Origin of the sequence: Ekhidna sp. (genome assembly GCF_039940915.1) — a bacterium.
In the GTDB taxonomy this organism is placed as follows: domain Bacteria; phylum Bacteroidota; class Bacteroidia; order Cytophagales; family Cyclobacteriaceae; genus Ekhidna.
Genome location: NZ_JBDVFO010000002.1, coordinates 1,345,424 through 1,358,575 on the forward strand (window position 1 = coordinate 1,345,424; position 13,152 = coordinate 1,358,575).

General features: G+C 43.0%; 14 protein-coding genes and 1 tRNA gene. 3 read left to right on the plus strand and 12 right to left on the minus strand.

Annotated elements, in window-relative coordinates; translation table 11 throughout:
- Window position 1: 1 nt before the first annotated feature.
- The 11 genes from ABJF57_RS10940 to ABJF57_RS10990 all read right to left on the minus strand — a co-directional run bounded on the left by ABJF57_RS10940 (window position 2) and on the right by ABJF57_RS10990 (window position 8,859).
- A complete protein-coding gene (locus tag ABJF57_RS10940; protein WP_462228939.1) occupies window positions 2-301 on the minus strand; it encodes a PAAR domain-containing protein in 300 nt (99 codons plus the stop codon).
- Window positions 302-306: 5 nt separating this feature from the next.
- Window positions 307-2,097: a type VI secretion system tip protein VgrG gene (gene vgrG / locus ABJF57_RS10945; protein ID WP_462228941.1), complete on the minus strand. Its 1,791-nt coding sequence runs from the start codon at window positions 2,095-2,097 to the stop codon at window positions 307-309.
- A 4-nt stretch (window positions 2,098-2,101) separates the two neighbouring features.
- A complete protein-coding gene (locus ABJF57_RS10950) occupies window positions 2,102-2,761 on the minus strand; it encodes a CIS tube protein (RefSeq protein WP_462228943.1) in 660 nt (219 codons plus the stop codon).
- On the minus strand, window positions 2,761-2,928 hold the full coding sequence (locus ABJF57_RS10955) for a DUF5908 family protein (protein WP_462228945.1): 168 nt from the start codon (window positions 2,926-2,928) through the stop codon (window positions 2,761-2,763). The genes ABJF57_RS10950 and ABJF57_RS10955 overlap by 1 nt, the downstream gene beginning before the upstream one ends.
- 1 nt (window position 2,929) lies before the next feature.
- On the minus strand, window positions 2,930-3,388 hold the full coding sequence (locus ABJF57_RS10960) for a phage tail protein (protein ID WP_462228947.1): 459 nt from the start codon (window positions 3,386-3,388) through the stop codon (window positions 2,930-2,932).
- Window positions 3,389-3,392: 4 nt separating this feature from the next.
- Window positions 3,393-3,854, minus strand: a complete 462-nt coding sequence (locus ABJF57_RS10965; protein ID WP_348278137.1) for a phage tail protein — start codon at window positions 3,852-3,854, stop codon at window positions 3,393-3,395.
- Between the two features lie 37 nt (window positions 3,855-3,891).
- The gene (locus ABJF57_RS10970; protein ID WP_462228950.1) at window positions 3,892-5,472 is read right to left on the minus strand and encodes a phage tail sheath family protein; all 1,581 of its coding nucleotides are present in this window, start codon (window positions 5,470-5,472) and stop codon (window positions 3,892-3,894) included.
- 24 nt (window positions 5,473-5,496) lie between these two features.
- A complete protein-coding gene (locus tag ABJF57_RS10975; protein WP_462228952.1) occupies window positions 5,497-6,336 on the minus strand; it encodes a hypothetical protein in 840 nt (279 codons plus the stop codon).
- The gene (locus tag ABJF57_RS10980) at window positions 6,333-6,902 is read right to left on the minus strand and encodes a Pvc16 family protein (RefSeq protein ID WP_462228954.1); all 570 of its coding nucleotides are present in this window, start codon (window positions 6,900-6,902) and stop codon (window positions 6,333-6,335) included. The genes ABJF57_RS10975 and ABJF57_RS10980 overlap by 4 nt, the downstream gene beginning before the upstream one ends.
- A gap of 101 nt (window positions 6,903-7,003) precedes the next feature.
- A complete protein-coding gene (locus tag ABJF57_RS10985; protein WP_462228956.1) occupies window positions 7,004-7,693 on the minus strand; it encodes a hypothetical protein in 690 nt (229 codons plus the stop codon).
- Window positions 7,694-7,746: 53 nt separating this feature from the next.
- On the minus strand, window positions 7,747-8,859 hold the full coding sequence (locus ABJF57_RS10990; protein WP_462228958.1) for a hypothetical protein: 1,113 nt from the start codon (window positions 8,857-8,859) through the stop codon (window positions 7,747-7,749).
- A gap of 202 nt (window positions 8,860-9,061) precedes the next feature.
- Here ABJF57_RS10990 and ABJF57_RS10995 point away from each other — a divergent pair, with 202 nt between their 5' ends.
- Window positions 9,062-10,081, plus strand: coding sequence for a metallophosphoesterase (locus tag ABJF57_RS10995; RefSeq protein WP_462228960.1), 1,020 nt, complete (start codon window positions 9,062-9,064; stop codon window positions 10,079-10,081).
- A gap of 36 nt (window positions 10,082-10,117) precedes the next feature.
- On the opposite strand, the gene ABJF57_RS11000 is transcribed toward ABJF57_RS10995, so the two are convergent.
- Window positions 10,118-10,190, minus strand: a tRNA-Met gene (locus ABJF57_RS11000).
- A gap of 207 nt (window positions 10,191-10,397) precedes the next feature.
- Here ABJF57_RS11000 and era point away from each other — a divergent pair.
- The gene (era, locus tag ABJF57_RS11005; protein ID WP_462228962.1) at window positions 10,398-11,282 is read left to right on the plus strand and encodes a GTPase Era; all 885 of its coding nucleotides are present in this window, start codon (window positions 10,398-10,400) and stop codon (window positions 11,280-11,282) included.
- A 14-nt stretch (window positions 11,283-11,296) separates the two neighbouring features.
- Window positions 11,297-13,144 carry a S41 family peptidase gene (locus ABJF57_RS11010; RefSeq protein WP_462228964.1) on the plus strand — a complete coding sequence of 616 codons (1,848 nt, stop codon included), beginning with the start codon at window positions 11,297-11,299 and terminating at the stop codon, window positions 13,142-13,144.
- Window positions 13,145-13,152 lie beyond the last annotated feature (8 nt).

A 13,152-nucleotide genomic window follows, 5' to 3' on the forward strand; every position in this document is an offset into this window, starting at 1 on the left:
CTTATCCTCCTATTTCTACATTTGGTGCTCCTATAAGAATGGTTCCTCCGTGAGCAGTTTCATCACCCATTCTGGCCGCAGGCCGTCCTTCTATCATGACCGTGGTGCTTCCTTTCACAATCACATCCGGTGGACCTACGCAAATCAGCTCATCACCCATCACCGAAGCTGGCATGCCCCCAATCAATACTGTAGGTGCTCCCGGTCCTACAATTGGTCCCCCAACATGCGGGATCGGAACCGGCGCAGGGGTCTGCATCGGGCATTCATGAAAATCTGCTATTCGTGCTGCTGGGGGCATATTCTTTAATTTATCATTACCATTGCTCCACTAATTGATACTTCTTCCCCTCCCGATACCATTGTCGTCATTCCTCCCTGTACTTGAGCTTCCTCATCGGCTTGTATGGTTACACTCGCGCTTTGAATGGTGGCTGATTCTCCTGCCTCGGCAGAGAGTGTTGTTCCTGCTTTGATTGAAATAGCCTCAGCAGCCTGAAGTGTCATGTTGGAAGCACTTTTTATCGTGATTCCAGAGGAATCCATGACAATGGAATTTTCATTCTGATCCTGGATCGTAATGCTTTCATCTTTGTCACTCCAGATCATTTTATTTTCTCCGGGAGTGGTGATGGTGGTTATTTTATCTTCATCATCGAAAATCAGTTTCAATTGATTTTTTGTTACAATGGCTTTCTTACTATTGGTCTCATCTGGGGTGAAGGGAGCCACCTTGCTGTTGCTGTTGTAAAGCGAGCCTAGAATGACAGGGTATCGTGGATCTTCGTTTAAAAACCCTAAGATTACTTCGTCTCCAACTTCGGGGTAGAAAAAGGAGCCTGCAGTGTTGGTGGCATAAAAATTTGATAGTCTGGCCCAAATACCATCTCCACCTTCCTTGATGATTGGTACATCTACCAGCACCCTGAATTCTCCATCCGGATCTTCATTTATCTGCTTTACGGTAGCATTTTGTAAACCCTGAATGCCGGGCAGTTGTCCTGAAGCTAAGGGTGCTTGAAGGTCTACCCTAGAAGAAAACCACTCTGCAGACATTCCGGTGGAAACTTCAGTCACCCAGTTCCCATTTCTTAGGGTGTGCCTTACACCGGAGACAAAGGCTTTCCCATTGAATCTTTTGCCCATGCCCTGAATATCTATCAGCTTTCCAGGTAATAGCGTAGCGTTTCCCTGAAAGCTCAGGTCTCCCAATATTTTTGAAAACTTTGATTTTGTAGCCTGTGCTTTTGCCCAAGTATTGAGGCTTCCTTCATCTAGTGGAGCAGTCGTTTGCAATTCAAAATCGCTGATTCCAATAACATCCGTCAGAGAACTACCGGAAACATTGCCTTGCTCATAGTTTGAGGTCGAAGACTGGCCTGTTACAATCTTTTGATTCTTTAAATCCCAGGCATTGCATTTGATTGACTTGAACTGATTGGTAGCATCCAAACTTGCTTCAAATCCCAAAATATCTTCACCATAGGTCACCTCCACAACAGCATCTGATTCATTATTGGGATCTTTTACAGATAACTTGCCTCCGTCATTGATCACCACCATTCCATTAAACTCTGCTCTGGAAAGGACAAAATCCCAGTCAGTAGCATAGTACTGGACCACCTCGGGAAGTTCACCAGTAGTGCTATCCACTTCTGAGCTAAGTCCACTATAAGTTCCAATCACCTTTGTGATGAGATCGCTATCAGTTGTTTGCTTGAAATAGGCATTTTTCCTACCCACAGTCATTTTGATGGCCTCATCCTTGCACACCACTTCAATAACAGGTCCTTGACCACTTTGTACTCTCAGAGCTTGACGAAGAACTACTCCTTTAAATACAGATTCATTGGTTTCATCATACCCTAGTTTGACTTCTATTTCGGCACCCGGAAGAAAAGTCTCTGAATCACTTATTGGGAAATCTTCTTCTGATACACTTCCATCGAGTAACACAATTTCACATCCTGAAATACGATTTACACTTTTGATGATGGAAATGGATATGACGTTGTACGTATCCTTGATCGGACTGCCACCGGCTAGCACCTCGTATGAGACCAAATTTGTTTTTTCTGTGACTGGTGAAGCTAGCATATCATCAATTTTTTAGTGGTGGAAAGTAAAGCTTAGCGCCAGGGGCCAGGTGTAGTATTGAGTCTAGCTTATTATGCTCTGCTACTTTTAGCAAGTGACTTTCATCGCGATAGACATCATAAACCAACGATGGCAATAGGTCTCCGGCGACTACTGTTTTCACATGTGTCATGTCCGGAGAATTCTTATCCAATGCAGCTGATGGCGTTTGGAATTCTTTGAAGGCTACAGTCAGCTTTGCTCTGAGAGGGGAGCCGTCCGGTTTAAAAAGTGTATAGTTGATTTTTAGGCTTGTAAGTCTGCATTTGTATAGCATTGCCTTGCCCCATATGAGTTTGAGATAGTTGGGGCTGTGTATATTTCCATTGTAGTCATACACGACTTTTTTGAACTTCGAAATCTCACTTGCCAGATTGGTGCGCTTACTATTTACAACGCCTGTGGCATCAAATATCAAGTCAAAATTGACGGTCGATGGTGTGGATTTTTCATACTTAATCGTCGCGTCAGGCGTCCCCTGCCCCTGCTCTACATTGTACTGAACATCAAAGTTTTGCGAATAGGTTTCAGGGTTGAGCATAGCGGTATAAGCGCCAACTTTACTACTAAAGTTTTCGTCCTTATACCCTACGACGGTCATCTGCTGAAGCTTCGCTACTCCCATTATCTTTCGTTTTTCCTTTCCATCGCTTTCATTACCTGATGCACACAGTCATCCACGATGCTGCGCATCTGCTTTTTGGAAATCACACCTTCCGGCGTTTGTTGATTCTGTCCGGCATCTGAGACGATATTGGTTCGAATGATCAGTTCTTTTATTTCAACTGGCATATCATACTTTTTTAAATGAGTTATAGGCAAATTCGAGTGACTCTATGGCCAAAGCGTTCTCTTGAGACTTGAAGTCAGACAAGGACCACTTTACTGGATATGCATTTATGAAACTCCAAGTCATCAAAGGCTTGTTGTCAGGTCCAAGCAAAAACAGCATGATTGATTTTGGCTGGATTGCTGTGGTAAAATCTGAATTGAGGGTATCCTGGCACCATTTTGCCAACTGAGAACTGGCTGTAACCAGCCCTCTTTTTAGCACCAGATTCCCATACTTAGCCTGCTTAGGTAGGCGATACTTGAATCGGTTTTCACCTCCACACGCAACCTCCTCCACTGCTATTTCTGTGCTTAATCCAGTGGCTTCCTGAAAACCTGCATCTGCTTGCCCCGAAATCCCGCTAAAGGATAACCGAAAGAAAAAAGTGGGTGGCGGATAGTATGTGGCGCTCTTTCCCATTCAATTACGAATTAGCAATGGTTAGACCCTCATGCGCAATTTCTATGGTATCTACTGCTACCTCGTTTCCGTCCGATTTGAGATCTGTTCCAGTGATTTTGGTAGGCCACGCGTTTTTCAGCGTCCAGGTCATGGTAGGCTTTCCATTTTCATCGAGCAGTTTGATCACAACAGACTGTCGTTTGATGGTATTCATCTTGATCTGATTGTACCAGCTCCAAAAACTGTTGTCTTTGACAAACACGCCTCGCTTCATGGTCACATTGCCATACTTCGCAATACCGGGCATTTTTACCGTACTAAACACGGTGCTATTGCTCGCTCTGTACTCAATGATCTGTGTTTCTGCTTCTAATCCGGAAACTTCCTGAAAAGCGATGTTTTGCTTGATGGTTCCCCAATCAACAGAGAACCGGAATTTTGGCATTGGCCAAACGTTGTTTTCCTTACTTCCATCTACAGCCATAATTATAATTTTTTAAGTTTTAGAATATTTTAATTGATTAAGATTTTGCCATTTCCTGCTCTACTTCGACAATGATGAATTCTGCAGGATGTGTTACTGCGAGTTTCACAGCCACCTTCATATTTCCATTCAGGATGTCTTCTGCGGTCATCGTTGTTCCAAGCCCGACAGCAACATTAAATGCATCCTCAGCTTTGGCTCCTTGCAGCGCACCTTCCTTCCAAATAATGGTGAGGAAGTTTTCAATCATACTTTTTACTGACACCCAGGTATTGGCGTCATTAGGTGCAAACACATAAGTTCTTGCTGCCAACTTCACAGATTGTTCAATCATGGTGACCGTTCGTCTCACGTTGATGTACCTCCAATCCTGGCTGTTACCATCGAGTGTTCGTGCCCCCCAAACCAAGATTCCCTGGCCATTGAAAAAGCGAATGCAATTCACAGATTTTCCACTTACAGCATCGACGTTGAGCCCTGCTTGCATCTGATCGTTAATATTTAGCGTTAGGCCTACTGCCCCCAAAGGGGTCACATTTGCAGGTGCATTCCACACCCCTTTTGTATTGTCTACTTGTGTATAGACTCCCGCCATAGCTCCACTTGGGGGAAGCGTATTGATTCGCTCCTGAATAATGCCCATCACCTGCTTGTAAGGCTTGCTGGCCAACATGAGTGCTTCGTTTAAGCGGCTTGCTGTCATTCCTGCCGGTGGGCTTTTGATATTGCCCAGGATTTGTTCCGCTGCTGGGTTTGGGGCTGCTGGAGGATTTACCAAATCAGCCAAGCTTCCTGCATCTCCTCCATTGACGTTCGCATAGCTTATTTCTCCAGCTTCGGTTACTGTTGTTTTTAGAAAAGGGTAATAGGAAACTCCATATTTGAGTGAGTTGTTGCCTGTACTGTTTCTGAAATTCTGAATATCCTGTGTGTACAGAATCGGATCCGGCTCATGGCCTCCAATGATATCAAAGATGGAAACAGTAGTACCTAAATCTCCACTCTGTAAAAGCATTTCTTCCATCAGCGTGCTATTTTCATCAACAGATAGCAGGGTAGCTTCTGGAGCGATATACATGGTGGCATCCGGAACCTGCTTCAGTTGTGCCAGCCCTCCTAATAAATCCGAGAGTTTCACATTGGGGTTTATGATGTTGTCACCTGGTGTAATTGGCGCTTTGGTTGGTTCTCCATATGAACCAACGGAAACTATGTAGGCTGTCCCTCCACCATTTTCATAGAAGAGACGCACACTGTTGTAGAGGTAGTAAATAGTACCTGGATCGGGTTCTATCGTGTAGATATCTCCATTTATTTCATAAGATTTCCCCTTTTCGGGTTTCTTCTTTTGCTGCGCTACATAATATTCCGGCAGGTATTGAGACGCTGGATCTGCTGGTGCAGGTAGGTTTGGATTGAGAAAAAAAGCTTTGAATTCGTTGAAAGAAGTAATCTTAACGGCTTGATTGTAATAAGATTTCCCCTCATATGAGGCGCGAGGTGTGTATCCTATAAATGCCGGTATGGCGGTGGCCACCTCTACGACTGAATTCGGAAAGGCATTTACTTCGTCTATATAAACGCCGGGGGTTTGTGATGCTAATGGAGATACGGACATAATTTTATTTTTTTAGATTTTTATTCATAAATAGATATATACTGATGAGCACGCTACTTGCTCGTTCTCATCCGTTTCGATTGTGGTTATTGCTTGTGGCGATGGTACCGGAAGGTTTTGCAGCAACGTTTCATTTTGACTCGCCCCATCTTCTTCATCATTAGATACCACCAAAGATTTCTTCTTGAGCGAGCAAAAAGATTCTGGCCTTTCTCGAAATGGAAACACCATATTTCCTGAGCTAAATTCAAACGCTGACTTGCCTCCAGGCATTTCTCTTCTTACAGGTCCTTCAAATCGACTACCCGTTGAATCTTCAATGACTAGCCTGTCAGCCTCAGATTCTGCAACATTCATTACATAATATTTCCAGCGCGTGTTTCTTGCTGAAAACATGATGATATAATCTTTCGATGAGATTTCTTCCTGATGGAGAAATTCACTTAAGTAGAAGTCAACTTCTCCCAGCGGACTCTGAGAATACAGTCTTTGCTCCAGCTTTGGAAGCATTAAATGTGTAGAAGAGGATTCCTTCGTGTCCCGGTTGTTGTATTTGTATACCACCAACCTACCCAAAGGGGAATCCGTATAATTCATAAAATCAGAGGATTCACCAAACAGCTGAAAACGAAGCAATTGATTATTGAAAAAGCTAGTGATCTCTTTCAAATAACTGATATCAAATGGGTCGCTGTAGAATATAGAAAATCCAGTATCTGTCAGTCGAAACAGCAGACCAGCATTCCACATAAATGTCTGCGTCACTTTATCCGGGACGATCCGGATGTCACGAAAAAAACCATCTTCGAAATAGTTGTGAAGTAGGGTCACTTCAGCAAGCAGTGTGTACTTCTGGCTTTTCATGAAGTAAGGGCCCCCACTCCCTGACTAACAATTTTGGCTGTCTTTTTAGTAAGCTCATCTCCTTGGAAGGTCAACATCCTCATTTTGAAAGGAATAGACGGAATGTATTTTGCCCCCAGTGATGCCCATAGGTTGTAGGTTTCACTGTAGTTCAACTTGATAACCTCCAGGGATAGTTGGAAAATTCGTTCATCCAATCGAGGTGAGTTTTGCGCGTTAAACAGTGATCGTGCTTGAAAAAAGTAGATCGTATCTGATAGAAATTTCAGGCCTTCCTCATATTGATTGAAGAGACTTGAAAACATGATGTTCACATTGAAACTCAAGGGTGGATTGACTCGGAAGAAAGAAGAACTACTGTTCAATCCACTTATCGCATTTTGAGTGACGGCCTCATGCTCTAAACTCAAGAGTGAAAGAATGACCTTATTCTGATTAGCTTCAGGGATGGATCCATCCTGATCAAGAATGTTGGCAAGCTTTACTTTGCTTTCGGAAGAATTGTATTTCTTCTTCAGATGAAGGTCAAGATCGGTGGCGATATACTTTAGTGATTCAAGGATCATTCACAATAGATTCTGACCCTCTATACCCAAATGAAGAAAAGGTTACCCTGCTAACTCAAAAAAAATCAGAACTCAGGGTTTTGCTATTTTTCAAACTCTCACTAGGCTTTCTTTGCTTTTTTATGTCGCAATAACTTGCCTTTTTTAACTGCTTGCTGAATCTTTTGTCGCTGTTTCTTTCTCCAGGTTCTAGCTGATGAAGTATTAGAAATACCTCCTAAGACACTATTATTACTACTTATTCCATCAACGCTTGCTCCATCCTTCGCTAGAATTGCCATCGAGTGTATAGATGATTGCTCAGCCTTTTTGACCTTCTTTCCGTGATAAATTCTCCATACTTTTACCTTCAAGTGGACTTTATATCCATTGATTATTTGACCATTGAGTGTATTCAGAACATTTGTGCAACTAACCTTTTTACTTCCTCCAGCCTTGGGTACAAAAGTTGCGTTATTGTCAGCATCTCCTCCATAACATGGTGATTTAGAAACATAAAGTGTGACGTTCTTTTGGGTTAGTACATTGGCAGGATTAATATTCTGTAAATAATTCCTAACAGCTGAGACCGCTCTATCTTCTGCATGCCATCCATCACCACTTTGAAACTTTTCTGAGTAATTATCTACAAAAACTGCAGCAACCGTATGTTGTGCTTTTCTACTCATGTCAGTCTGACTTAATTTCGTTTTCTTTTTTGCATCTATTGGCTTCTCTTTCTTAGCAAATTGAAATATTGAGGAAGCTACAGACCTATTATGGGATCTTTCATCTTTATAGCGATATATCATAATTCATTTATATCTAATTCAGTAAAAGGTTACCCTGCATATTTTTTTCTCTTCTAAGCATACCCTTTCTTCGCCATTTCAACTTCAGTCCTTCCTGGGGCTGGTCTTTGAGCTCGAATCATTGTCGCTCCCCGGTCTGTTCCAACTGCTTCTCCCCAACCTGAGGGTGTTCTTATTGCTACCCAATCCTCAGCATTATTATCTTCATGGGCTTTCATAAGGCTATTTGTAGATGCGCTCGTCATCACAATGTTATCGGCTCGGTACTCTCTCTTTCCCGCTGCAGCTGCCGAATGTAAATGCGCTCGATCTTGTCCCCAAGCAGGGCTTCTCGAATCATTATCAAAACGTTCGCCAGCACGGCCCACATGATCTCCTACAGCAGGATGGGCTCCATGTACGATTTCATAACCATGAAACCATCTGGACAAACCCGATACTAGACCTCCTCCAATACTCTCCATTAAAAGAAGCCCTCTGTTTATGATGGATCTTCCAACCAATCTTCCCAACATTCGTGAAACATAGCCAAATCCAACCGGGCCCAACAGATGCTGAAGCTTACTGAAAAGACCAGCAATGTGCCCACCAATGGCATCAGACAATACCCCTCGAGAAAGAAAAGGCTGCAATTTGGCTGGCACCCACGAGGTTATTCCAGCAGGCAGAATTCCAACATATGCTGCAATAATGAAGATCTCAGGATGGTGCTGTAAATACCTGATTATTGCCTCCACCTTTTGATGAAATTGTGCTTCGGTATCTTGTAGCTCAAAATAGAGCCGATATAAGTCACGGTAATTGCCCAACAAACCCATATTGATTAATTCCTCTATCCAACTCCAATTATACATCTGACGGTACTCCTCCCTGTCATCATGACGATCTCCAATACTTCTTGCTCCTACAAATTGAATGGCAGCTAATTGGATCGACTCTGAATTACTGGTTGCATGCAAATAAGAAGCGTGATCAGGTCGTGACTTGTGAACAGAAGTATCTACCGTTTTTTGATGGTGTGCCAATTGAGCCGCTTGAGGACTCATGTTGGCCACTCTTTGAAAAATAGACTTTTGAATCGCTAGTTTCTTAAATGTGTTTTGACTATTTGCAACCGAGCGATTACTCGTTTCCTTTTTATCTCTAACAAATTGACGCGTGAACATAAAGCCTTAAGTGTTTCGATCTTCATTGTATGATTATCGAGGGGATCTCAATCCGCCCAAATCTTTTTAATCACACGTGTATTACACTGACCAATACCCAAATTTCAAAATGGTTACCCTGCTAACCCAATATTCTATTCTTAATAGAGGCCGAATCAAGCGTATATTTGATTTTCTTAACGACTTTAAATTCAAAATCAGGATGATTAAATACACCTTACTTGCAATCAGCCTATGCTTCAACACCATACAGGTACTTAGTCAAGAATCTGTTATTAATGATGGCCCGTACCTATTCATCGAGCAGGGTAAATTGATTAGTCGATCCATTGTTGCGGGTGAAGTGATTACAAAAGAAATCGCAATAAATGCATATGATACATCCTTTATGCCTCAAAAGTCCATTTTTAGCGGTGTTGAAGAAATCGTTGCACTTAGTGACATCCACGGTCAGTATGACCTGGCGGTAGAGATTCTTCAAAACAATCAGGTAATCGATGAGGAGCTGAATTGGAATTTTGGTGCCGGGCATTTGGTCATTGCCGGAGATATATTTGATCGCGGGCCTAAGGTCACGGAAACGCTGTGGCTGGTTTACAAGTTGGAAAAGCAAGCCAAAGAAGCGGGTGGACTGGTGCATTTCATACTGGGAAACCATGAATACATGGTCCTCCACAAAGACCTCAGGTACTTGCATGAAAAGTACGTCAAGGCATCCGATCTCTTAGGGATAAGCTATGATGAGCTCTTCGGTAAGCAGACGGTCTTGGGGAGGTGGTTACGCACCAAACCAACCTTAGTGAAGATCAACGAGCATGTCTTTCTACACGGCGGAGTTTCCAATGATTTCCTTTCAGCAGTTGGCTTTGACATTGAAGAGATCAACAAAACCATGCGTGAATCCATCGATCGCAGCAAAGAAGAAATGAAGTCTACTGATTTCTATAGCACCTACTACGGGAGTAACGGCCCTATTTGGTATCGTGGATATTTTTACGGAAACCTATCCGATCAGTCAATAGATAGTGTTTTGAATCGAACCAATAGCGAGCATATGGTTGTAGGTCATTGCTCCAACGATGAGGTGGTCAGCTTGTTTGACAACAAAGTGTTTGGAGTGGATTCGAGTATTAAGCGAGGAAAGTACGGAGAGGTGCTTTTTCTGATAAAGGACAATTTTTATCGAGGGACAAAAGAAGGCGAGAAGGTAAGGCTTGAGTAAACAAAAAAAGCCTCAGATTTCTCTGAGGCTATCCAGTAGCGGGGACTAGACTCGAACTAGTGACCTTCGGGTTATGAGCCCGACGAGCTACCAACTGCTCCACCCCGCGATATGAGTGCAAAATTACGTCGCTTATGTTTTCTGACCAAATAGAATTGAATATATACTTACACACTTTTGATACTATTCCAAATATCCCTGTTAAATCACCCCGCTTCCATTTGCCTTTTTCGCGAACTTCCTTATTCTGTCCATTCCGCAGAGTATTGCAGGTAGTGCTAGTATGCTAAGCATTAACCGCATAATTTTGTTTTAGATGAAAGACACGCAAGATTTCAAAGCTGGGTTTGTGAATATCATTGGCAGACCAAACGTGGGCAAGTCCACCCTGCTCAATGCCTTGATGAATGAGAAGATTGCCATTACGAGTAGTAAAGCGCAGACCACCCGCCACCGGATGTTCGGCATTTTGAATGATAAAAGCTATCAGATCGTTTTCTCGGATACCCCTGGAGCCATTGACCCTGCGTATAAGTTGCAAGAAAAAATGATGGGCTATGTCCGCACAGCTTTAGAAGATGCAGACATCATTGTGTTCATGGTCGCTTTGGAAGACAAAAACGACTATCCGCAACTGATTGAAATGGCTCAAAAAGCCGAAGCACCCGTGCTATTCCTCATCAACAAAACGGATCAGAATAAAGGCTCTCAAACCTTTGACAAGACCGCCTATTGGAAAGAACTTTATCCAGATCTCGAAATCATGTCTGTCTCAGCGCTCGAGCAGCATGGCACCAATGAACTCCTTGATCGAATCCTGGAGCTTCTCCCAAATCATCCAGCCTTCTTCCCAGAGGATGAGATAACAGATAAAAGTGAACGATTCATTTCTGCCGAAATCATTCGTGAAAAAATTTTCATGAACTACCAGCAAGAAATTCCCTACAGCTCCGAAGTAGTGGTGACCTCATTCAAAGAAGAGGATAAAATCATTCACATAGATGCAGAAATTTTCGTGGAACGAGACAGTCAGAAAGGAATCATCATTGGGAAAAAAGCAGAGTCGATAAAAAAGGTGGGCATGGAGGCACGCAAAGACATGGAAGTCTTTTTCGGCAAGAAAATTCATCTGCAGACCTTTGTAAAAGTGGAGAAGGATTGGCGAAAAGATGACCGAAAATTGCGTAGGTTTGGTTACTAATAAACCTTAAAGCCATGCGTCAGCTGTCATTATTTACAATCCTCTTTTGTCTATTTCTCACGAATCTCACGGCTCAGCCTGCACCGCTCGAGAAAGAACAGAGCCTATCTAAGATTGATCGGATATACTATACCTGCAAGGTTTGGGGTTTTTTGAAATATTACCATCCCCTCGTGAGTCGAGGTGCATTTGACTGGGATGATAAGATGCAAAAGGTTTTGGGTTTTACGTCAAATTTTCAAACACATGCTCAGCTCTCCGACTACATGGCTCGTTGGATTTATAACCTGGGTGCAATCAAGCCTTGCACCAGCTGCCAGCCAGCTCCTTACGATCCATTTTTGAAAAATTTTGACCTGTCCTGGACACAGAGTAGCGTATTTACTGATAAGCTGAAAGAGACCTTGAAAGGGGTTGAGGAAAATCGCTTTCAAGGAGATCACTATTATATAGGACAAGGGAAGATTCAGGAATTTGAACCAAAAAATGAGCTTCCACAGCAAGACCTCAATTGGAAAGATGAAAATCAGCGCCTGCTCCCGCTCTTCCGCTATTGGAATTACATCGAATACTTCTATCCATACAAATATCAAACTGAGCAGTCATGGGATGATGTGCTGAAAGAAATGATTCCGAAATTTTTAGCAGCTAAAACTAAGCTGGACTTTCACTTGGCCATGCTGGAATTGGTAGTAAAAGTTGATGACAGTCATGCCGGATTTATGACTCCAACGCTCGAGCAAATGCCCTATTACAATTACTTGCCCGCACGTTTTGACATGATTGAAGATCAATTGGTAATCACGGAAATCATCGATGAGCAAAAGGCTCAGATGGCAGATTTGCAAGTGGGTGACATCATCAAAACCATCAACAATGAATCGGCCATCGATTTGCATGATTCGAATAAAAAATACATCTGGGGATCCAACGAGTCTGTAAAAAACAGAAGCCTCTATCATACACTGTTTATGGGTATTCAAGGACCTGTACAAGCCACTATCGAACGGGATGGATCTACAAAAACCACCAGTCTTACGCTCTACAAGTATGCTGATCTCACCTACACCAAAACCGGTCCTAAAGCTAAATGGACAACCCCTTCTGATTCCATCGGGTATGTAAACATGGGGGAGCTGGTCGTTGGAGACGTGGATCAGATGATGGGTGAGTTGATGGATAAAACAGTCATCATTTTTGACATTCGAAACAGTCCAAGAGGGACTTACCGAGCCATATCAAAATACCTAAACCCTTCGGACACCATCTTTGTACGCTATACCAAACCTGATTATACCTATCCAGGCAAGTTCGTGTGGCAGGGTGAAGCTTCCTGTGGAGGAGACAATCCGGACTACTTCAAGGGGTTGGTAGTACTGCTTGTCAATGAAAACACACAAAGCCATGCTGAGTTCACATGCATGTGTTTACAAACTGCACCAAATGTGGTGGTTGTTGGAAGCGAGACAGCCGGAACTGACGGCAAGGTTTCCAGATTTGCACTGGTGTCGAGGTTGTACACCGCCATGTCTGGAATAGGAGTTTACTATCCCGACGGAAGCGAAACACAACGTGTAGGCATTGTTCCTGATATCTATGTTGAACCGACACTTACCGGGATCATTGAAGGCAGGGACGAAGTACTCGAAAAAGCCATGGAAGTAGCCAAAGAGCAAATTGCAGAGGAGATGGCAGCTTTTCAAGCGGCTCTGGCCAAAGCCAAGATGGATTCAATAGCAGTACTGGACTCACTCGCACTACTGGATTCCATGAGAATGGATTCGCTTCAAATGAACACACTTCCCATGGATTCGTTAGGCATAGATTCTCTCAAAGTGGACAACCGTAACGGAGATAATTAGCCCAAAGG

What these genes read in the sequence shown, in the direction of transcription:
- ABJF57_RS10970 (WP_462228950.1), bottom strand. Translation starts at nt 5,472, where the DNA reads ATGTCCGTATCTCCATTAGCATCACAAACCCCCGGCGTTTATATAGAC.
- ABJF57_RS10985 (WP_462228956.1), bottom strand. Translation starts at nt 7,693, where the DNA reads ATGATATATCGCTATAAAGATGAAAGATCCCATAATAGGTCTGTAGCT.
- ABJF57_RS11010 (WP_462228964.1), top strand. Translation starts at nt 11,297, where the DNA reads ATGCGTCAGCTGTCATTATTTACAATCCTCTTTTGTCTATTTCTCACG.
- ABJF57_RS10975 (WP_462228952.1), bottom strand. Translation starts at nt 6,336, where the DNA reads ATGAAAAGCCAGAAGTACACACTGCTTGCTGAAGTGACCCTACTTCAC.
- ABJF57_RS10955 (WP_462228945.1), bottom strand. Translation starts at nt 2,928, where the DNA reads ATGCCAGTTGAAATAAAAGAACTGATCATTCGAACCAATATCGTCTCA.
- ABJF57_RS10940 (WP_462228939.1), bottom strand. Translation starts at nt 301, where the DNA reads ATGCCCCCAGCAGCACGAATAGCAGATTTTCATGAATGCCCGATGCAG.
- ABJF57_RS10980 (WP_462228954.1), bottom strand. Translation starts at nt 6,902, where the DNA reads ATGATCCTTGAATCACTAAAGTATATCGCCACCGATCTTGACCTTCAT.
- ABJF57_RS10995 (WP_462228960.1), top strand. Translation starts at nt 9,062, where the DNA reads ATGATTAAATACACCTTACTTGCAATCAGCCTATGCTTCAACACCATA.
- ABJF57_RS10950 (WP_462228943.1), bottom strand. Translation starts at nt 2,761, where the DNA reads ATGGGAGTAGCGAAGCTTCAGCAGATGACCGTCGTAGGGTATAAGGAC.
- ABJF57_RS10990 (WP_462228958.1), bottom strand. Translation starts at nt 8,859, where the DNA reads ATGTTCACGCGTCAATTTGTTAGAGATAAAAAGGAAACGAGTAATCGC.
- vgrG (WP_462228941.1), bottom strand. Translation starts at nt 2,097, where the DNA reads ATGCTAGCTTCACCAGTCACAGAAAAAACAAATTTGGTCTCATACGAG.
- era (WP_462228962.1), top strand. Translation starts at nt 10,398, where the DNA reads ATGAAAGACACGCAAGATTTCAAAGCTGGGTTTGTGAATATCATTGGC.
- ABJF57_RS10965 (WP_348278137.1), bottom strand. Translation starts at nt 3,854, where the DNA reads ATGGCTGTAGATGGAAGTAAGGAAAACAACGTTTGGCCAATGCCAAAA.
- ABJF57_RS10960 (WP_462228947.1), bottom strand. Translation starts at nt 3,388, where the DNA reads ATGGGAAAGAGCGCCACATACTATCCGCCACCCACTTTTTTCTTTCGG.